Annotated in this window: 18 protein-coding genes and 2 pseudogenes; 15 read left to right on the forward strand and 5 right to left on the reverse strand. The window is 60.0% G+C overall.

Annotated elements, in window-relative coordinates; translation table 11 throughout:
- Position 1 precedes the first annotated feature (1 nt).
- Genes urtC through PspCFBP13509_RS23705 form a run of 9 tightly spaced genes read left to right on the forward strand, consistent with a single transcriptional unit; the run spans position 2 to position 7804 of the window.
- Entirely contained in the window at positions 2–1150 is a 1149-nt protein-coding gene (urtC, locus tag PspCFBP13509_RS23665; RefSeq protein WP_027603388.1) for an urea ABC transporter permease subunit UrtC, read from the forward strand.
- The gene (urtD, locus tag PspCFBP13509_RS23670) at positions 1147–1884 is read left to right on the forward strand and encodes an urea ABC transporter ATP-binding protein UrtD (RefSeq protein ID WP_027603387.1); all 738 of its coding nucleotides are present in this window, start codon (positions 1147–1149) and stop codon (positions 1882–1884) included. Before urtC ends, urtD begins: the two co-directional genes overlap by 4 nt.
- Positions 1885–1886: 2 nt before the next feature.
- Positions 1887–2576 (forward strand): urea ABC transporter ATP-binding subunit UrtE, encoded by a 690-nt coding sequence (gene urtE / locus PspCFBP13509_RS23675; RefSeq protein WP_027603386.1) that lies wholly within the window; start codon positions 1887–1889, stop codon positions 2574–2576.
- Between the two features lie 23 nt (positions 2577–2599).
- Positions 2600–3040: an urease accessory protein UreE gene (ureE, locus tag PspCFBP13509_RS23680; protein ID WP_137212778.1), complete on the forward strand. Its 441-nt coding sequence runs from the start codon at positions 2600–2602 to the stop codon at positions 3038–3040.
- Complete coding sequence (locus PspCFBP13509_RS23685) at positions 3037–3792, forward strand: urease accessory protein UreF (RefSeq protein ID WP_137212779.1); 756 nt, start codon at positions 3037–3039, stop codon at positions 3790–3792. Before ureE ends, PspCFBP13509_RS23685 begins: the two co-directional genes overlap by 4 nt.
- Before the next feature lie 45 nt (positions 3793–3837).
- A complete protein-coding gene (locus PspCFBP13509_RS23690; protein ID WP_137212780.1) occupies positions 3838–4533 on the forward strand; it encodes an urease subunit beta in 696 nt (231 codons plus the stop codon).
- Positions 4534–4536: 3 nt separating this feature from the next.
- A complete protein-coding gene (ureC, locus tag PspCFBP13509_RS23695; protein ID WP_065947804.1) occupies positions 4537–6249 on the forward strand; it encodes an urease subunit alpha in 1713 nt (570 codons plus the stop codon).
- 26 nt (positions 6250–6275) lie between these two features.
- On the forward strand, positions 6276–6929 hold the full coding sequence (ureG, locus tag PspCFBP13509_RS23700) for an urease accessory protein UreG (RefSeq protein ID WP_027603381.1): 654 nt from the start codon (positions 6276–6278) through the stop codon (positions 6927–6929).
- A complete protein-coding gene (locus tag PspCFBP13509_RS23705) occupies positions 6926–7804 on the forward strand; it encodes an urease accessory protein UreD (protein WP_083221215.1) in 879 nt (292 codons plus the stop codon). Before ureG ends, PspCFBP13509_RS23705 begins: the two co-directional genes overlap by 4 nt.
- A 131-nt stretch (positions 7805–7935) precedes the next feature.
- On the opposite strand, the gene PspCFBP13509_RS23710 is transcribed toward PspCFBP13509_RS23705, so the two are convergent.
- Genes PspCFBP13509_RS23710 through PspCFBP13509_RS23720 form a run of 3 tightly spaced genes read right to left on the reverse strand, consistent with a single transcriptional unit; the run spans position 7936 to position 9676 of the window.
- A complete protein-coding gene (locus tag PspCFBP13509_RS23710; RefSeq protein ID WP_065926075.1) occupies positions 7936–8775 on the reverse strand; it encodes an MBL fold metallo-hydrolase in 840 nt (279 codons plus the stop codon).
- A gap of 21 nt (positions 8776–8796) precedes the next feature.
- Positions 8797–9123, reverse strand: a complete 327-nt coding sequence (locus PspCFBP13509_RS23715) for a hypothetical protein (protein ID WP_065926074.1) — start codon at positions 9121–9123, stop codon at positions 8797–8799.
- Entirely contained in the window at positions 9116–9676 is a 561-nt protein-coding gene (locus tag PspCFBP13509_RS23720; protein WP_074845708.1) for a sugar ABC transporter, read from the reverse strand. The genes PspCFBP13509_RS23715 and PspCFBP13509_RS23720 overlap by 8 nt, the downstream gene beginning before the upstream one ends.
- 157 nt (positions 9677–9833) lie before the next feature.
- Here PspCFBP13509_RS23720 and PspCFBP13509_RS23725 point away from each other — a divergent pair, with 157 nt between their 5' ends.
- Together PspCFBP13509_RS23725 and PspCFBP13509_RS23730 are read left to right on the forward strand one after the other, a co-directional pair.
- On the forward strand, positions 9834–10736 hold the full coding sequence (locus tag PspCFBP13509_RS23725; RefSeq protein ID WP_137212781.1) for a LysR substrate-binding domain-containing protein: 903 nt from the start codon (positions 9834–9836) through the stop codon (positions 10734–10736).
- Between the two features lie 144 nt (positions 10737–10880).
- Complete coding sequence (locus PspCFBP13509_RS23730) at positions 10881–11369, forward strand: GNAT family N-acetyltransferase (RefSeq protein ID WP_074845701.1); 489 nt, start codon at positions 10881–10883, stop codon at positions 11367–11369.
- 252 nt (positions 11370–11621) lie between these two features.
- Here PspCFBP13509_RS23730 and PspCFBP13509_RS32255 read toward each other — a convergent pair.
- Positions 11622–12143, reverse strand: a pseudogene (locus tag PspCFBP13509_RS32255) (methyl-accepting chemotaxis protein); the annotation flags it as partial.
- Positions 12144–13533: 1390 nt separating this feature from the next.
- A pseudogene (locus PspCFBP13509_RS23740) lies at positions 13534–13668 on the reverse strand (methyl-accepting chemotaxis protein); the annotation flags it as partial.
- Positions 13669–13807: 139 nt separating this feature from the next.
- Between PspCFBP13509_RS23740 and PspCFBP13509_RS23745 the strand changes: the two are divergent.
- From PspCFBP13509_RS23745 to PspCFBP13509_RS23760, 4 genes are all read left to right on the forward strand, one after another.
- A complete protein-coding gene (locus PspCFBP13509_RS23745) occupies positions 13808–14800 on the forward strand; it encodes a SphA family protein (RefSeq protein ID WP_065926069.1) in 993 nt (330 codons plus the stop codon).
- Between the two features lie 55 nt (positions 14801–14855).
- Positions 14856–16037 (forward strand): MFS transporter, encoded by a 1182-nt coding sequence (locus PspCFBP13509_RS23750; protein ID WP_065926068.1) that lies wholly within the window; start codon positions 14856–14858, stop codon positions 16035–16037.
- 48 nt (positions 16038–16085) lie between these two features.
- Complete coding sequence (locus PspCFBP13509_RS23755) at positions 16086–17534, forward strand: carotenoid oxygenase family protein (RefSeq protein ID WP_065947809.1); 1449 nt, start codon at positions 16086–16088, stop codon at positions 17532–17534.
- 346 nt (positions 17535–17880) lie between these two features.
- A complete protein-coding gene (locus PspCFBP13509_RS23760; protein WP_137212783.1) occupies positions 17881–18732 on the forward strand; it encodes a fumarylacetoacetate hydrolase family protein in 852 nt (283 codons plus the stop codon).
- Positions 18733–18734 lie beyond the last annotated feature (2 nt).

Below are 18734 nucleotides of genomic sequence, written 5' to 3' on the forward strand. Positions count from 1 at the left end.
GATGAACGATATGACTGAGACGCCCCTCACCCGCCCCAGCACCTCGACGCCGACCACGCGCCGGCTGCGCACCGGGTTGCTGCCGTTGCTCGAGCGCCACAGCCTGGTCTGGCTGTCGCTGCTGTTGCTGGTGATATTGCCCCTGAGCCTGGGCGACTTTCGCCTGGGCCTGGCCGGCAAATACCTGAGCCTGGCGTTCTGCGCCGTGGGCATGGTGATGATCTGGGGCTACGGCGGGATACTCAGCCTGGGCCAGGGCATCTTCTTTGGCCTTGGCAGCTACATGATGGCGATGTACCTGAAACTTGAAGCCACCGCCAACGACGAAGCGGCGAGCGCGCTCGCCGCCTTCTACGGCTCGGCGTTGCCGGACTTCATGATCTGGAACAGCGTCGACGCGCTGCCCTGGTGGTGGAAGCCTTTCGAGTCGGCGACATTCACCTTTGCGGCGATCCTCGTCCTCCCGGCATTGCTCGCGTTTGTGTTCAGCTACGCGTATTTCAAGAAGCGCGTGGGCGGCGTGTACTTCTCGATCATCACCCTGTCGTTGGCGGCGATCATGTCGATCATGATCATCGGCCAGCAAGGCTACACCGGCGGCGTCAACGGCCTGACCGACTTCAAGACCGCCTTTGGCCTGAGCCTGCAAACGCCTCAAACGCCCTGGATTCTGTACCTGATCACCACCCTGTTGCTGCTGGGCTGCGTGGCGTTGTGCGGGTTCATCCTGCGCAGCCGGCTGGGCAAAGTGGTGGTGGCGATCCGTGACCGTGAGGACCGCGTACGGTTTTCCGGCTACAACACGGCGCTGTTCAAAGCGTTCATCTTTGCCGTCGCAGCACTGATCTCGGCGCTCGGCGGGGTGATGTTCACCCTGCAGGTCGGCCTCGCGTCGCCGTCGCTGGTGGGCATCATTCCTTCGACCGAAATCGTGATTTACGCAGCCCTTGGCGGGCGTCTGTCGCTGGTCGGTGCGGTGTACGGCACGCTGTTGATCGGCGTGGCCAAAACCTACCTGTCGGAAAACTTCGTCAACTTCTGGCAGTACTTCATCGGTTTCCTGTTCATGGGCGTGGTGCTGTTCTTGCCGACCGGGCTGGCCGGTTTGCTGCAACGCCTTGGCCACAACAAACAGGAGGTGCAGTCATGAGTGGCCTGTTGCTGAGTGTCGAAGACCTCACGGTGTCGTTCGACGGTTTCAAGGCAGTGGACAGCCTTAATTTCTATGTCGAAGAAAATCAGGTGCACGTGGTGATCGGGCCTAACGGCGCGGGCAAGACCACCCTGCTTGACATGATCTGCGGCAAAACCCGCCCGAGTGCCGGCAGCATTCGTTTCAAGGACCTGCAACTGGCCAACATGATCGAATACCAGATCACCCGCGCGGGCGTTGGGCGCAAGTTCCAGAACCCTTCGGTGTATGAAGACCTCACCGTGCGCGAGAACCTCGACATCTCATCGCCCGGCAAACGCGGCATTTTCAACTGCCTGTTCGCCCGCAAGGACCCGGCCCTGCAAGCAGAGATCGAGCAGACCGCCGAGATGATTTTCCTGCAGGACCAGCTGGGGCGCAAAGCCGGGCTGTTGTCCCACGGGCAAAAGCAGTGGCTGGAGATCGGCATGCTGCTGATGCAGCGCCCGGAACTGTTACTGCTGGACGAGCCGGTGGCCGGCATGAGTGCAGGCGAGCGGGAAAAGACCGCAGGCCTGCTCAAGCGCATCGCCAAGGGCCGCGCCATGGTGATCATCGAGCACGACATGGAGTTCGTGAAGTCAGTGGCTGACAAAGTCACCGTCCTGCACCAGGGCAAAACCCTGGCCTACGGCTCGATGGATCAGGTGCAAAACGATCCTCGCGTCATCGACGTCTACCTGGGGCACTGAGCATGCTGACCGTCAATAACCTGAACGTGTATTACGGCGACAGCCATGTGCTGCGCAATCTCGACCTGACCCTCGCACCGGCCGAGTCCCTTGCGATCATGGGTCGCAACGGCATGGGCAAGACCACCCTGCTCAGAAGCCTGGTGGGCATGCTGCCGGCGCGCAGCGGCAGCATCACGCTGGCGGGCCGGGAACTCACCGCCAGCAAGAGCTATGAGCGGGTCGCCGCCGGGGTGGGCTTCGTGCCGCAGGGGCGGATGATTTTTCCGTACCTGACGGTGGAGGAAAATATCCTGACGGGCATGCAGGGCGCCCCTGCCGCACCGATTCCCGACTACATCTACGAGTACTTCCCGGTGCTGTTCGAGATGCGTCGACGCAAGGGCGGCAACCTCTCCGGCGGCCAGCAACAACAGCTGGCGATTGCCCGCGCGCTGGTCTCCAACCCCAAAGTGTTGATCCTGGATGAGCCGACCGAGGGCATTCAGCCGTCGATCATCAAGGACATCGCCCGGGCCCTGAACCTGCTGAAAAAAGAACGGGGATTTTCGCTGATCGTCTCCGAACAGGTGCTGTCGTTTGCGATGGCGGTGGCCGACCGTTACCTGATCATCGAGAAAGGCGAGTTCGTGCACAGCGAGGTCCGGGAAACCGTCGACCGCGAGCGCATCCTGCGCTACCTGACCATCTGAAACCGGACCTGGGAGCACACACCATGTTGATCCTCGACCGCATTCTGGGCCAGGCCAGCGACCCTGCCCTCGCCGACCGTTTGCATGACCTCAGCCACGCAGGCCTGGTCGAAACCCTCAGCCTGTCGGCCAGCGACATTCAGCGTCATCGCCTGCGCCTGGCCAGTGATCGCGGCACCGACTGTGCGATTCGGCTGGAGCGCCATCAGCAGCTGCGTAACGGCTCGGTGCTGATGCTCGACGGTCAGCGCGCCATCGTCGTGCACATGCAGGACGTGCACTTTCTCGACCTGCAACCGCGGGACGCTGCCGCCGCGCTGGAGCTGGGGTATTTCGCCGGCAACATGCACTGGACCGTGCGCTTTGCAGGCACTGCGTTACGGATCCCGCTGAATGGCCCGGAGGCCGACTACCTCGAGCGTCTGGCGCCGCTGCTCGCGGACGGCCGGGTGCTGCGCCTATGAACGCCGCACCGGCCGAGTTGCGCAGCAGCCTGTTGGCACTGCAACAGGCCGACAGTTTTTTCCCTGGTGGTGCGGTTGCCTGGTCATGGGGCCTGGAAACGCTGGTGGCCGATGCGCGCCTGGGGCAGAACGCCGCGATGACCGACCCCGTCCCTGTCAGGCGCCGTCAGCGCGGCCTGCAGAATGATTGCAGCGTTCAGGTGCGGGCCTTCGTCGAAGGTCAATTGCGCCATCGCTGGAACAGTTTTGACCGGGTGTTTTTATGCGCCGCCTGGCATGCAGCGGCTGACCTCGCCACCCTGATGGACCTGGACAGTCACATCGAGGCCCTGACCCTGGCCGAGGAACTGCGCCAAGGCTCACGTCGCGTCGGCCAATCGTTGCTGGGCGTGCATGTCGCGCTCGGTACCCCCGGCGCTGCCGCTTACCAGCAACACGTGCTCGCCCGGGCAACGCCGGGGCATTTGCCGGTGTTGCAAGGGCTGCTGTGGCAACAACTCGGCATGCAACTCGAGCACTGCCAACTCGCCGCCGCCCATGGGCTGTGCACCGGATTGGTCAGTGCCGCTGTGCGCCTGGGCGTAATGGGGCATGTGGATGCGCAGCGGGTGCTCACCGACATCCAGCCCTTGCTGCTGCAACTGCTGGCTCAGGCGCCACTCACCCTCGACGACGCCAGCGGCTTCACACCCATGGCCGAGATCGCCGTGATGCGGCACGAAACCCAGGACCTCCGTCTTTTCGCCAATTGAGGTGGCGGGCACGAAAACGCCTGCTGCCGACACAGGAGCTTGAACATGCTGCTGACGCCCACCGAACTTGAGCGGCTGACGCTATACACCGCCGCCGAACTTGCGCGCAAACGCCGCACCAAAGGGCTGCGCCTGAACTTTCCGGAAGCCTCGGCGCTGATTGCCGATGAGATACTGGAAGGCGCCCGTGAGGGTCGCAGCGTGGCCGAGCTGATCGGTTTCGGCTCGACACTCCTCAACACTGACGACGTCATGCCCGGCGTGGCCGATCTGCTGCCGGTGCTGCAGGTGGAAGGTACGTTCCCCGATGGCACCAAACTGGTCACCGTGCATCAGCCGATTCGACCCGGGCAGTTGCCGTTGGCCGTCATGCCGACGCCTGGGGAAATCATCTCGCCCGAGGGCGATATACAACTCAACAGCGGTCGCCCCACGACCACCGTACGGGCCATCAATACCGGCGACCGGCCGGTGCAAATCGGCAGTCACTACCACTTTTTCGAAGTCAACAAGGCGCTGGATTTCCCGCGCGCCGCCGCCTTCGGCATGCACCTGGACATTCCCGCGGGCACTGCCGTGCGTTTTGAGCCGGGGGAGCTGCGCGAAGTGCAGCTGGTGCAATTCGGCGGCACGGGGGACATCCACGGTTTCAGCGGTTTGACCAATGGCAACCTGCACGATCCGGCCTGCAAAGCCATCGCGCTTGATCGAGCCCGCGCACAACAGTTCAAGGGGGCGTGACCCATGGCAACAATGACGCGCAAGGAATACGCCGCGATGTACGGCCCCACCACCGGCGACGCGGTGCGCCTGGGGGATACGTCGCTGCTGGCCGAGGTGGAATTCGACTACGCGGTGCCCGGCGATGAATGCCTGCACGGCGGCGGCAAGACCCTGCGCGACGGCATGGGCCTGATGCCGGGGCATGACAGCGCAGACGGCGCGCTGGACATGCTGATCTGCAACGCGCTGATCATCGACCCGGTGATCGGCATCGTCAAAGGCGACATCGGCATCAAGGACGGCAAGATCGTGGCCATCGGCAAGGCCGGCAATCCGCAGGTCATGGACGGTGTCCATCCGCAATTGATCTGCGGCGTCGCAACCACCGTGCGCGACGCAGAAGGCCTGATCGTCACGCCGGGCGGGATCGACGTGCACGTGCATTTCGACTCGGCGCAACTGTGCGATCACGCGCTGGCGGCGGGCCTGACGACGCTGATCGGCGGCTCGCTCGGGCCGATTACCGTGGGGATCGACTGCGGCGGCGAATGGAACGTCGGCAAGATGCTGCAGGCCTCTGAAGCCTGGCCAATCAATTTCGGCTTTCTCGGCAGGGGCAATTCCAGCAAGCCGGAATCGCTGCTCGGCCAACTGCGCGGTGGCTGCCTGGGATTGAAGATACACGAGGACTGGGGCGCGATGCCCGCCGTGATCGATACCTGCCTCAAGGTCGCCGATGAATACGACTTCCAGGTGCAGTTGCACACCGACACCCTGAATGAATCGGGTTTTCTCGAAGACACCCTGGCCGCCATCGGCGACCGCACAATCCACATGTACCACACCGAAGGCGCAGGCGGCGGCCACGCCCCGGACATCATCAGCGTGGCGGGAAAATCCAATTGCATCCCCTCCTCGACCAACCCGACCAACCCGTACACCGTCAACACCTTCGACGAGCACCTGGACATGATCATGGTCTGCCATCACCTCAATCCGGACGTGCCGGAAGACGTGGCGTTCGCCGAATCCAGAGTGCGTCCGCAGACCATCGCCGCCGAAGACATCCTGCACGACACCGGGGCGATTTCGATCCTGGGTTCCGACAGCCAGGGCATGGGGCGCATCAACGAGGTGATCTGCCGCACCTGGCAGCTGGCCTCGAAGATGAAAGACCAACGCGGCCGTCTACCGGAAGAAAAAACCGGATTGGGCGACAACGAACGCATCAAGCGTTACATCGCCAAGTATACGATCAACGCTGCGCGGGTGTTCGGCATCGACAGTTACATCGGCTCGCTGGAGCCGGGCAAGCTCGCTGACCTGGTGCTGTGGCGGCCGGCCTTTTTTGGCGTCAAGCCTGAGCTGGTGGTCAAGGGCGGGTTTATCGTGCACGGCGTGATGGGCGACTCGGCAGCCTCGCTGTACACCTGCGAGCCGCTGATCATGCGCCCGCAATGGGGGGCCTTTGGTGAGGCCAAACAGGCACTGTCGGTGAATTTCGTCAATCGCCTTGCGGTGGAGGCCGATACCGCTGAGAAACTGGGCCTGAAAAAAGCCCTGTTGCCGGCCTTCGGCACCCGCACGCTGCGCAAGTCCGACATGTTGCACAACGACGCCTGCCCGGACATTCGCGTCGACCCCCAGACCTTCGATGTGTACGCCGACGGTGAGCGCCTGACCTGCGAGCCGGTCAGCGAAGTGCCCCTGGCCCAGCGCTACATGCTGCGCTGATCACAGCCAATAAAAGGAACCTGCTAATGAGCACTGCATTCAACGCCGCACCGCAGCCGCAACCCCACCCCGGCGCCGCGCGCGTCGGGATCGGCGGCCCGGTCGGCTCGGGCAAGACTCGCCTGCTGGAGCAACTGATTCCGCGCTTCATCGCGCGCGGCACCGAGCTGGCCATCATCACCAACGACCTGGCGACCCGCGAGGACGCCGAACGCGTGCAGCGCAGCGGCCTGATCGACCCACAACGGGTGCTCGCGGTGGAAACCGGCGCCTGCCCGCACACGGCGATCCGCGAAGACCCGACGCTGAACCTGCAAATGGCCGACGAGCTGGAAGCGCGATTCGAGAACCTGGACCTGATCCTGATTGAGTCCGGCGGCGATAACCTGGCCTCGACCTTCTCGTTGGATCTGGTGGATTACTGGATCTTTGTCATTGATGTCGCCGGCGGCGATGACATCCCGCGCAAACGAGGGCCCGGCGTGTTGAGCTGTGATCTGCTGGTGGTCAACAAATATGATCTGGCGCCCTATGTGGGCGTGGATCTGCCACGCATGCGTCGCGAGTCAGCCGAAGCCCGCAACGGCCGGCCCGTGCTGTTCACCAACTGCGCGACGGGTGACGGGGTCGACGCGGTCGTCGACGCCATCAGCCGCGCCGTGTTGTTTGACCGACCATGAACGCGCCGCAGGAACTGTTTCACCCGTTGATTGCACCGCCCAAGGCATCCTCGCAGGTGCAGGCCCGGATTGCCTTCAGCAAAGCGCCGTCCGGCGCCAGTTATATCAGCGAACAGCGCGTGGGCTATCCCTTTCATCTGGGCCGCACCCTGAAGCTGCCCGACGACCCGAAAGGCATGGCCGCCGTGTATGTGCAGTCTTGCTCGGGCGGGATTTTCGCAGGCCAGGATTTGCGGATGCACCTGCATGCCGGGCCGGACACTCAAGTGCATGTCAGCACTGGCGCGGCGACGGTAGCCCACAGTATGCTCGAGCAATCGGCACGGCAGACCGTCAGCCTCACCGCCGAACACGGAGCGCTACTGGAGTACCTGCCTATGGCGACGATCCTGTTTCCCCAGGCAAAACTGCACAGCCAGGTAAGGGTGAATCTGCACCCGGGCGCCAGGGTGATGCTGTGCGACGCGTTTTGCCTGCACACCCCCCAGGACAGTGCCGGCCTCTTCGATGTCTACCGCGCCGACCTGGAAGTGCGCTGCCCGGCAGGCCGCTTGCTGGCCGGCGATCGCCTGGCGCTGAACGGGCAAGACCTGCTGCGGCAATTACCGGGCGTCAGTGGTGCCTTCCAGACCCTGGCGACATTCATGCTCGTGGGTCAGGGCTTGCCTGTCGAAGCGCTGAAAACCGCATTGCGCAATGCCCTGCCCACTCACCCCGACAGCTATCTGGGTGTCAGCGCATTGCCCAACGATTGCGGGGTTTCATTACGCATCATGACCCTTGATGCCGTGTCACTGCGCAACAGCCTTCACATAGCCTGGGCGTGTGTACGTGAGCATCTGACCGGTGTGGCACCGCGTATGCGCCGCAAATGAGGAGTGACGATTGCAATCCACGCCGGCTGACGGCGTTCAGCGATTTTCTGTTCGACCGCTGGCAGGAGGCGCCGTGGGATCAATGACCTCATTCGCCGCAGCCGATGCATCGTAGGCATCTCGAACAGCCGCTAAGTTTCGTAGGAAATTTTGTAGGTCTTGCCTATCCGCTCGACATGTGCAAATCCAAGCTCGCCAAGGTGCATACCCGCGATAAGAATCTTGTCCGAGCTGACGACATCCAACAACTTTGAACGTGTGGCGGCGGAAAGCAGCGGGTCTTGGTCAAATGCAATGGATACGTCGGGACGCGCAATCTGGACTTGAGGGAAATGAACGATATCCCCCCAGATCAACAGACTCCTCTGATCGGATTCGAGGCGATAACCGGAATGCCCCGCCGTATGCCCCAGAAGGGGCGTCGCACTGATGCCAGGGAGGACTTCGTTATCAGTAAATGTGCGCATTTTCTCCCGATACTGATCGAACACCTTCCGAGCAAACAGAAAGTTGCCACGAGCACGCTCACTCGCTCGGCTGAGATTGCCATCGTCCTCCCAGAAAGAAACCTCACGCTGGTGCACGACCAACTCTGCATCGGGAAAGACAGCTGCCCCGGAAGAATCAACCAGCCCCCCAACATGGTCGGGATGTGCGTGAGTCAGGAGAATCGCGTCAATGTCAGAGGGTTGCACGCCAGCCAGTGCGAGATTGGCCTTCAGCTTTCCGCCCCACTGCTTGAAACCACCAGCCCCCGCATCGATGAGAATCGTGCGGCCCCTTCCACGCACCAGGTAACAGTTGATGTGGATCGAGGATGGGTCGCTCACGCCTGCGTCCTGCTGCAACTTGGACGCCTGCGCAGGATCGATATTGGAGAGGAGATCCAGACTTGCGCAAAGGTATCCGTCACTGATGGCCGTAATCGAAAACTCGCCGATCTGCTGGCCCGGAAATTTCATGTCGCTCATTGCAGCACTCCTTGCGCGTCATCAGTTCCGCGCGTAAATGGCAGCAGCTGGATAGCCGATGCAACGGATGCGCGCCGTTAGCCCCGCATGGCGCTCTACGGCCTCATCCAGTCGCGCCATGAAGACATCCATGACCGATGGCGTTCTGAGCGGTTCGAGGCGGTACCTGATTTCCGCGTAAGCAGGATGCCCGCGCCCTTGGCGAACAGAGACATAGATGACATGCACGTTGTCCAACGTAGCCTGGAGGACGTCCGTGCAAAGCCGAGTACATTCTTCAGTGAGTTCCGCCAGATTCGCCTCGGGCGGCATCTTTTCCGCCTGGATGAAGATTGTCAGGTTAGGCATGTCGGTTTTGCCCCGGCGTGTGGGGCAGTGCGCCACTGCCACTCGTCAACTGCGCGGTCATCGGAGCATAGAGGTGTACGTGGTTCGGAAGGGTATCCACATCGAGACGGATGGAGCTATCCAGCTTCGCCAGCCATCTGATTTCAGGGCACTTCTCCAATGCGACGGCGCGCATCCTATCAGGCGCCAGCCCCCTCTCGATGAGCGGCTCGGGACCGACTGCGCTTACGATCAGATGCTCGCCTTCACCGACGGCAGGCGCACGTTCAAGGGCGCCATACAGATTGCGGTGCCAATCGGTGATGTGCTGCTGCCAGCGTGCAAAATTGCCGCCGCCCTTCTGGCGATACTCATCGCCCTCAAGCACGGCCAGGCCGTCGATCGAATGCATGGCAAGGTAGACAGGGCAACCCGTGCTCAACGCCTTGAAGCGCTGCGAGGTATGGAACCCGCTCACGGAAATAAGCGCGGGTAGTTTTTCCAGGCTATAGAAATCATTCCACTCGGCTTCGCTGGCGGGGTCGGTAAAGCTGCACTCGACGGTATAGATCATGGATAACGTCGCGGCCGAACATCGTGTGTCCGGCCCTCCTTGTTGATGTTCCATCACGGTATGGCCTTGACATCAACGAATAAAGCGATTTTTCGGTATGCTTCAGTGATAAAAGCTCAAGCTTATCTGGATCACCACCCTTAGACCGAGAACGCTTATGCGAAAGAAGATCCCGAGCAGCACGGCATTGACAGCATTCGAGGCGGCCGCTCGTCACGGCAGCTTCGCGCGCGCGGCAGAAGAACTGTCTTTGACTGAAGGCGCCATCAGTCGCCAGATTGGCCGGCTGGAAGCCTTCCTCGGTGTCGCGCTATTCGAACGAGTCGGCAATCGTGTCCGGCTCCTGCCCAACGGGGAACGCTACGCGGCACAAGTTCGCGAATCGCTGGACCGCCTGGATCGGGACAGTCAGTACTTAATGGGGCAGCCGAACGATGGTGCGAGCCTGGACATCGCCACTATCCCGACGTTCGCGATGCGATGGCTCATTCCTCGCTTGACACGATTCCAGCAAAAGCATCCGAACCTCACTGTGCATTTGGCCGAGCGCATGGACCCCTTCGTCCTGGCCGGGAGCGGATTCGATGCTGCCATCCATTTCGAGCACCCAGCGTGGACGGGTATGCGGACTCACCACCTTTTGCATGAAGTGCTGGTTCCTGTTTGTCATCCTGCATTGCTCCAAGAGAGCACAGGAGCAGCAACACTGGACATGCTTCCACGCCTGCACCGACGGCAGAACCCGGATGCCTGGCAGCGCTATTCCCTGGAAACGGGGATCCCACTTACCAATCCAGCGATTGGTGCGCGCTACGATCTTCACGGCATGTTGATCGAGGCGGCATTGGCCGGCCTCGGTGTTGCGCTGGTCCCGCGTCTTTACGTTGAAACTGAACTGGCGTTAGGACGTCTGGTCGCTCCGTGGCCAGAGGGGAAAACCATTTCCAAAACCTTCTGCCTCATCCTCCCCGAGCCCATCGCATTGAGCAGAGAGCCAATACAAGCGTTTGCTCAATGGATGCTGGACGAAGCGAAGAAAGCAACGACGGTTGAGTCGTAGGGAACCTCCTTTTGCAGGCCTGCCACCAGGTTGTCCCATACGTTTTTATGTATGCATCGATGCATGCCCCCGGTAATCAGGCAAGGTGCTTGAGCAAATCTAGTTGAGCTAAAATGCCGGAAACACAGACCTCAAGGACGCGCGATGATATTGCAACACAGGCCAGTGAAGGCTGACGACATCAAAACTATCTGTAGCTTTCCCCTGAACGCTCGGGAACTGTTTTATATGTTCCCGAAAGCTCAATACCCTCTGACTGAAGCTCAACTGTCTAACGCTATTACTCAACGATTCGACTCCACGGTTGTCGAGACCCGGAACAGCGTTGTCGGCTTTGCTAACTTCTATCGGGCTGAAACGGGTGGGGTTTGCTGTATCGGCAATGTCATCGTTGCCCAAGAGGCACGAGGTAAAGGTGTGGCGACCTTCATCGTGGAGACGATGACAGCTCTGGCGTTCGACCGCTACGACGCCACAGAGGTGCAGATCTCGTGCTTCAATGAAAATACAGCAGGCTTGCTGCTTTATCCAAAACTAGGCTTCTTGCCCTTTGCTGTCGAAGAGCGAATCTCCCTGGATAGTCGTAGATCAGCACTCATCCATATGACCCGCAGCAGAGCGGCCCGAGCATAATACTCACCTTGAAAGCCCGCTTAATGCAGCTGCTTTCAGGTATTCAGTCAGTTGCTTTGGTTCTGCTGTATCAGTGCTGAATGGGCAGCGCTGTGCAACAAGGATCAAGGGGTAGGTACTGCATTACCTCAGGTGGAAACAAGCGTTACGGGGTTTGATAGGATATTTATTACTTCTTGTCGAAGCATCCTGCTGAGTAGCCCAGCGGTCGCGCATAAACGTCAGTCCGGCTGTGAAAAACTGTCGAATCCACTAAGCCGCAGAGAAGAACGCCACTTTAGCGGTAAGACGATCCGCTAAATCTGATAGCTCGATGCTGGCTGCTGCCACTTGGCGCGCGCCATTGGCCGACTCAACCGTCGAGCCATGAATGCGGTTGATGTTTTCAGCGACCTCATCGGTCACGCTACTCTGCTGCACGGAGGCACTCGCGATCTGGGCGTTCATATGACTGATAGCGGCAACCTGCTCACTGATCCTTGCCAACGCCTCCTGCGCACTGCGTGTTTGTGTGACCGTTTGGCTCGCCAACTCACAACTATCGCGCATGGTTTGAGATGCTGTTTCGGTACCCGATTGCAACGTACTGATCATCTCTCGAATTTCTTCGGTCGACTGCTGTGTCCGGTTGGCCAAAGAACGTACTTCGTCCGCTACCACCGCAAATCCACGCCCGTGCTCGCCAGCTCTAGCAGCCTCGATAGCTGCGTTCAAAGCAAGCAAATTGGTTTGCGAGGCGATGGAGTTGATTACGTCGATCACTGACGCAATATTTTCACTATGTTTGGACACCTGGTTCACGGTAGCAGTCGTTTGCTCGAGGGTTAATGCCAGCTGTTCGATAGCAACCGTGGTGCTTGCAACCAATTTGTTCCCACTTCCCACGTCAGTATCAGCCAACCGGGAGGCATCAGCTGCCTGCGCGGCATACCCGGATACTTCATTAACCGTCGCCGCCATTTGCATGATGGCTGCGGCTACCTGCTCGGCTTCGCGGGTTTGCAAGCTGGTCTGCTCATTATTAGCCGATGATGCGGCAGACAACTGGGTGGCCGAGTAATTGACTTCTTGGGCCGCCTTACGTACTTGACGAATGGTCTCTGCGAGATGGCCCAGCGTGTCTTTCAGGACGCCCATGACACTGCCGGGATACTCTGTGGAAATCGTTTGATTCAGATCACCAGCTGCCAGTCGCTCGATGGCCAATGCAACGTCTGTGGGCTCAGCACCCAGCGTGGATGTAACAAAGCGAATAAGTACAGCCGACAACGTGATGCTCAGCAGCAGGGCAATACCTGTCGCGATAAGCATCAGCGTACTGAACTGGCTGGCGGTTGCCTGCACTGCGCCCAACTTCGCCTTGATTGATGCTTCCTCGTAGTCGATCAATGCATTGACGCGCTTGAGCCACTCACTGTAATCCAAAGACGTTTGACGCATCAGCAGCGCCTGAGCCCCTGGTATGTCACCCGCCTGGCGCAGGGAGATTACCGCTCTGGTGGAGTTAAGGGTTTGTTGTTCGATGTCCTTGATAGCGCTCAGTAATCGAACCTCCTCGCCAGTTACGCTTGCGCCCTTGAACAACTGATCCATTGGAGCTGCCGAGTCAGAGTAGGCCTTTTCCAAGGCTGAGACTTCCGATAAGTGTTTTGCCAAATCCAAATCAGTCGTTACCAGCACGGCATCCCGAATAGCGATGGCACGGTTATGGACACTGCCTCGGAAATTGATTGCGTAGCGCTGCACCTTTGCGGCATTTTCGCTTACGTCGCCCAAGGTGGAGTCAATGAACGCAACGCGGTGAATGCCGATGCTGGTTATCAATATGAGCAGCGCCAGGATGGCCGCGAAACTAAGCCCTATGCGTGTGGCCAACGAAAGCGTTTTCTTCATGGAAATCTCGGAAACATGACCTGTACAGGCCTGTGTTGATTTGGAAGACGCGAACGGTGCTACCAGCCCATCACGCTTAATACCTCCACGATACGTAGACGCAGAATGGTCATCCAGTTAGTAATACGCACGGCCATGATAGCTCATAGCTATCATGGCCGTGCGCATGCTTCACAGTGGGCCTCGCGAGTTAGACAGCAGGTACCAAGGCAGAGAGCGTATGGGTAAACGTCACGCCTGAGGAGCTTCACCGGAACCGTACTTAGCGAGCAATCATCCCGGCAGCTTGTTCGGTTGCTTCAGTCGTGCGAGTTGCGAGCTTGCGAACTTCGTCTGCAACGACCGCAAAGCCACGGCCCGCTTCGCCCGCGCGCGCCGCCTCAATCGCCGCGTTGAGCGCCAAGAGTGTTGGGGATCATCGCCCCATCATGGCACGCTCAGTCAACTCTGGCCGTTGCGCTCAAGCATCACCCACCACCGGGACTTAAAGTCGAAGTGCCAGGGGACATTCCCCCGCTCACAATTCCAAGAATAGAGCCACTTCGATGAGTCTGACTAAATCTTTGCCAGCGTGCCTGGCACTCAGCTTCGCGTCATTTGCCGCCCATGCAGCCGACGGCCCTCCTCCACCGTCCGTAAGCCAACCCAGCGGTATCAACCTGGGCGGCACCAGCTTCTACGACGGGTTTGCGGGGCCACCCGGGCTGACTCACCAGACCTACCTGAAGTTCAGCACCGCCAGTAGCATCAGGACCAACGGCGGCAAGAAAAACGGCGCCTTCGATGACCCGAAGATCAACGTCATCACGATGATCAATCAGCTGAGCTACTACTCACCGGACACCTTCGCGGGAGGGGCACACCTGGGTTGGAGCCTGCTGGTCCCCGTTGTTTCCCTGGACGGCGATTTCGGTGACAACGGTGCCAAGCTCAAGGACAACGCTACCGGCATGGGCGATGTCACGGTCGGGCCACAGGTCCAGTTCGATCCGATCGTCGACGCCAGCGGCCGGCCGGTTTTCGTCCAGCGCATGGCCTTCGACATCATTCTACCAACGGGCAAGTACGACAAAGACAAAGACCTGAACCCAGGCTCCAACCACTTCTCCCTGAACCCCTACTGGGCAGCGACCTGGATGCCGGCACCCCGTTGGGAAGTAAGCTGGAGGCTGAACTATCTGTACAACTTCAAGAACGACGATCCGGCGAGCAGTTCGCAGCAGTTCTTTGAAGGGCAAGCGGTGCGCGACACCCAGTCAGGACAGTCGGCATGGGCCAACTTCACCGCCTCGTACGAAGTGTTCCCGAAGGTCTCGGTCGGCATCAACGGCTACTACTTCCGGCAGATTTCGGATGACAAGGTCAACGGCAGCACCCTAACCGACTCCCGGGAAAAGGTGCTGGGCTTTGGCCCGGGCCTGTTCTGGAAAATCACCGAAGACAAAGCCTTCTGGCTCAACACCTATAAAGAAACCGGCGTCGAGAATCGCTCCCGAGCGGATTACCAGGTGCAGGTTCGCTACGTTCACAAGTTCTGATTGACGTGTAGGCCGGCTCACGCATGAGCGGGCTCTTTACCTGAGGTGATGCTTCATGAACGCACTCGACTCCATCGACAGCAAAAAATCACTGGGCGCCATCTGCCTGATGATGGTCATTTCCCTGGGGACGCTGCAGATCCAGCCGATCCTGGGCGGTGCCTTGATCGACCAGCTCGGCCTGCCGCTCAATGCAATCGGCGCGATCTTCGCTGCGGAACTCATGGCGATGGCCATCGCCTGCGGGGTCTGCGCCCTGTTCATGGCGAGCGTCGACCGGCGCCGCTTCGCCCTGGTGGCCTTGTTGATCCTGGCATTGGGTAACCTGGTCAGCACACAACTGCACAGCCAGGCCGGACTGGTCATTTCCAGGATGATCTGCGGCGCCAGCGGCGGCGCGGTCATGGCGGTGGTCTATGCCACCGCAGCGCTGCGCACGTCCAAGGATGCGACCTTCGCGGTCATCAACATCGGCAACCTGCTGTGGGGCATGCTGCTGGTGACCTCCATGCCGCTGGTCCTTCAAACATTTGGCGTGAATGGGGCGTTTTCCCTGTTGGCGATCACCAGCGTGCTCGCGGCGCTGGGTTGCCGGAGAGTGCCCAAGCGCTACCCGGACGCCCATCGCGCGGCCAATGGCTCGATCCAGCCATTCGGTCTCACCGCCATGCTGTTGATCCTGCTGTTTGCCCTGCTGTTCTTCGGTCACTCGGCCCTGTGGGTGTACCAGGAACGCATCGGCAAGAGCATCGGCCTGGAGCCCCAGCAGATTGGCGGCATCCTCGGCGGCAGCATTCTTGCCGGTGCCCTTGGCGCCGGCCTGGCCGGTCTGATCGGACGGCGCCTGGGCCTGCTGTTTCCGCAACTGTTGAGCTTCGGCACGGCATTGCTGGCGACCTTGATCATGGTCTATGGCACCAGCCCCGTTGCCTTTATCACCACGGCCTGCTTGATCCATATGGTCTGGTTTTTCAGCCTGCCCTACCTGCTTTCCATGGCGGCGGAACTGGACCCTTCCGGTCGATTGGCGGGCCTGGGTAACGCCGCCATTTTCGTCGGCCAGGGGCTGGGGCCATTCGGGGCTGCGCTGGTCGTCGGCGAGGGACACTTCCGGGCGGTGGGGTGGCTGGCCGCTTCCGCCTATTTGCTAGCCTTGATTATCTCGTGCCTGGTCGTTGCCCGCTTTCGGCGCGGCGTAAAACCTTCCGGGCCGGCCATGTCTGCACAATCGGCCTGACGCTGCACCTTGCAAATGAATGAAACCGCACACTGATGAGATTGCCAGATGACCATTCAATACCCCCAGACACCTGAGTTTAGCGGCGCACTCTACACACCCAGCCGGGTGGAAGCCGACGTGTTTGACCTGGAGATCGAAGGCATTCTTCCCGCTTCGATCCACGGGACTTTTTATCAAGTCGCGCCAGACCCGCAGTATCCCCCCATGCTGGGTACCGATATCTTTTTTAACGGTGACGGCATGGTTAGCCGCTTTCATTTTGCCAACGGTAAGGCCTCGCTGCGACGCCGCTACGTGAAAACCGATCGCCTGCTGGCCCAGCGCCGGGAAGGTCGCTCACTCAATGGTGTTTATCGCAACGCTTTCACCAATGACCCCCTCGCGGCGAAAAACAACACCACCGCCAACACCACCGTCATCCCTCACAACGGCGTCCTGTTGGCGCTCAAGGAAGATGCCCTGCCTTGGGCGATGGATCTCGAAACCCTGGAGACCCTCGGCGAATGGACCTTTGATGGGCAGATCAAAGCCGCGACGTTCACCGCCCACCCCAAGCTCGATCCGGTGACAGGCAACCTGCTGGCCTGCAGTTATGAAGCCAAAGGCGACGGCACGCCAGACCTGGCCTACTTCGAACTCTCTCCGGACGGAAAACTGCTGCACGAGATCTGGTTCCAGGCGCCTTATGCGGCGATGGTGCATGATTTCGCGGTGACCGAACGGTACGTGGTGTTCCCGTTGATTCCGTTGACAGTGGACGTCGAGCGCATGAAAAACGGCGGCCCGCATTTCCAGTGGCAACCCGATCTGCCTCAGCTGTTCGCGGTCGTACCGCGTAACGGGTGTGCGCAAGATGTACGTTGGTTCAAGGGGCCCAAGGACGGCTTCCAGGGGCACACACTGAATGCGTTCGATGAGGACGGCAAGGTGTATGTCGACATGCCCGTCACCGGCGGCAACATCTTCTACTTCTTCCCCCAGGCCGACGGCTACGTACCACCGCCTGAAACCCTGGCCGCCAGCCTGATGCGCTGGACCTTCGACCTGAATGGCGCGCAGGAGAACGTTCAACCGCAGCCACTGACGGAATATCCCTGCGAGTTTCCACGGTGTGATGATCGCTACATCGGTCGAAAGTACCAGCATGGTTTTCTGCTCGCCTTTGATCCTGAGCGTCCTTACAACCCGGCGAATGGGCCGATTCCCTTCCAGTTTTTCAACCTGCTGGCGCACCTGGACCTGCAGACAGGTCGCACCGACGCCTGGTTTCCCGGCGACAGCGGATGCTTCCAGGAACCCATCTTCATACCGCGCTCGGCGGATGCAGAGGAAGCCGATGGCTACGTGGTTGCCATGCTCAACCTCATTGCCGAAGGGCGCAGCGAACTGGTCGTGCTGGACACCCGTGACATGGCCAGCGGCCCCATTGCCCGCATCAGGATTCCCTTCCGGATGCGCATGTCGCTGCATGGCTGCTGGGCACCAAGCGATTGATTGGCATCAGGCCCTGATATCCGTCAATTAAGCACAATCCCTGTGGGAGCGAGCTTTCTCGCGATGGCGGCGGTTCAATTACATGAGTATTGAACTGGCTGACCTCATCGCGAGTAAGCTCGCTCCCACAGGTTTAGAGCCTTTTGCTCACCTCTCGCGGCCCCTGCCATCTGCGGTGGCTGCCTGCCTCCCCGCCCTTTGCTCCCCAAGTCCGCCAAAGGGACAGTCGCGCAAAAAAACACATAAATTCCATATTTTAGGATTTTTGTATAAATCCCACTTTACAGGATTTTATAGCACGATTAGATTAACCCTCATTGCACCCTCCCTCTTCCTAGGAGCCTCCATGAAACTCACAAGCTTTATTGTCCAGGGCCGTAGCAGCTACGGCGTGGTCGAAGGTGATCAAATCATCGACCTGGAATCGCTCAAGCCAACCCTTGGCAGCGATCTAAAACAGGCTATCGGCCAGAACCGTCTGAACGAACTGAGCGCTGCGCGCCTGGCAAGCCTGCCGCGTATCCCCCTTGCTGAAGTGACGTTCCTGCCGGTGATCCCGAACCCGGGCAAAGTGCTGTGCATCGGCATCAACTACGCCACTCACGTGCGCGAAACCGGTCGGGAAATGCCGACCTATCCGATGATCTTTACCCGCTTCGCCGACAGCCAGACTGCCCACCTGCAACCCATCGTTCGCCCGACCGCGTCCCACAAGCTTGATTTCGAGGGCGAGTTGGCGGTGGTGATCGGTAAAGTGGCCCGCCACGTCAAACATGCCGAAGCGCTGGACTACGTGGCCGGTTATGCCTGCTACAACGACGGTAGTGTCCGCGACTGGCAGAAGCACACCATTCAGTTCGTCCCCGGCAAGAACTTCCCGAATACCGGCGGTTTCGGCCCCTGGCTGGTGACCGGCGATGAGATCGGCGACCCGCAGGATTTGGAATTGACCACCCGCCTCAATGGCGAGGTGATGCAGCACACCCGCACCAGCGACATGATTTTCGATGTGCGCCAGCTGATCGAGTATTGCTCCACCTTCACCGAACTCGCCCCGGGTGACGTAATTGTCACCGGCACCACCGGCGGCGTCGGTGCGTTCCGCGAACCACCGGTGTGGATGAAGCCGGGCGATCAGGTGGAGGTCGAGATCGCTGGCATCGGCACCCTGCGCAACAGCATCGTGGACGAGCAATGAAC

Origin of the sequence: Pseudomonas sp. CFBP13509 (genome assembly GCF_005233485.1) — a bacterium.
GTDB classification, from domain to species: Bacteria; Pseudomonadota; Gammaproteobacteria; order Pseudomonadales; family Pseudomonadaceae; genus Aquipseudomonas; species Aquipseudomonas marginalis.

Excerpts from the sequence above, each read along its gene's own strand:
- urtC (WP_027603388.1), top strand. The coding sequence starts at position 2 with ATGAACGATATGACTGAGACGCCCCTCACCCGCCCCAGCACCTCGACG.
- urtD (WP_027603387.1), top strand. The coding sequence starts at position 1,147 with ATGAGTGGCCTGTTGCTGAGTGTCGAAGACCTCACGGTGTCGTTCGAC.
- urtE (WP_027603386.1), top strand. The coding sequence starts at position 1,887 with ATGCTGACCGTCAATAACCTGAACGTGTATTACGGCGACAGCCATGTG.
- ureE (WP_137212778.1), top strand. The coding sequence starts at position 2,600 with ATGTTGATCCTCGACCGCATTCTGGGCCAGGCCAGCGACCCTGCCCTC.
- PspCFBP13509_RS23685 (WP_137212779.1), top strand. The coding sequence starts at position 3,037 with ATGAACGCCGCACCGGCCGAGTTGCGCAGCAGCCTGTTGGCACTGCAA.
- PspCFBP13509_RS23690 (WP_137212780.1), top strand. The coding sequence starts at position 3,838 with ATGCTGCTGACGCCCACCGAACTTGAGCGGCTGACGCTATACACCGCC.
- ureC (WP_065947804.1), top strand. The coding sequence starts at position 4,537 with ATGGCAACAATGACGCGCAAGGAATACGCCGCGATGTACGGCCCCACC.
- ureG (WP_027603381.1), top strand. The coding sequence starts at position 6,276 with ATGAGCACTGCATTCAACGCCGCACCGCAGCCGCAACCCCACCCCGGC.
- PspCFBP13509_RS23705 (WP_083221215.1), top strand. The coding sequence starts at position 6,926 with ATGAACGCGCCGCAGGAACTGTTTCACCCGTTGATTGCACCGCCCAAG.
- PspCFBP13509_RS23710 (WP_065926075.1), bottom strand. The coding sequence starts at position 8,775 with ATGAGCGACATGAAATTTCCGGGCCAGCAGATCGGCGAGTTTTCGATT.
- PspCFBP13509_RS23715 (WP_065926074.1), bottom strand. The coding sequence starts at position 9,123 with ATGCCTAACCTGACAATCTTCATCCAGGCGGAAAAGATGCCGCCCGAG.
- PspCFBP13509_RS23720 (WP_074845708.1), bottom strand. The coding sequence starts at position 9,676 with ATGATCTATACCGTCGAGTGCAGCTTTACCGACCCCGCCAGCGAAGCC.
- PspCFBP13509_RS23725 (WP_137212781.1), top strand. The coding sequence starts at position 9,834 with ATGCGAAAGAAGATCCCGAGCAGCACGGCATTGACAGCATTCGAGGCG.
- PspCFBP13509_RS23730 (WP_074845701.1), top strand. The coding sequence starts at position 10,881 with ATGATATTGCAACACAGGCCAGTGAAGGCTGACGACATCAAAACTATC.
- PspCFBP13509_RS23745 (WP_065926069.1), top strand. The coding sequence starts at position 13,808 with ATGAGTCTGACTAAATCTTTGCCAGCGTGCCTGGCACTCAGCTTCGCG.
- PspCFBP13509_RS23750 (WP_065926068.1), top strand. The coding sequence starts at position 14,856 with ATGAACGCACTCGACTCCATCGACAGCAAAAAATCACTGGGCGCCATC.
- PspCFBP13509_RS23755 (WP_065947809.1), top strand. The coding sequence starts at position 16,086 with ATGACCATTCAATACCCCCAGACACCTGAGTTTAGCGGCGCACTCTAC.
- PspCFBP13509_RS23760 (WP_137212783.1), top strand. The coding sequence starts at position 17,881 with ATGAAACTCACAAGCTTTATTGTCCAGGGCCGTAGCAGCTACGGCGTG.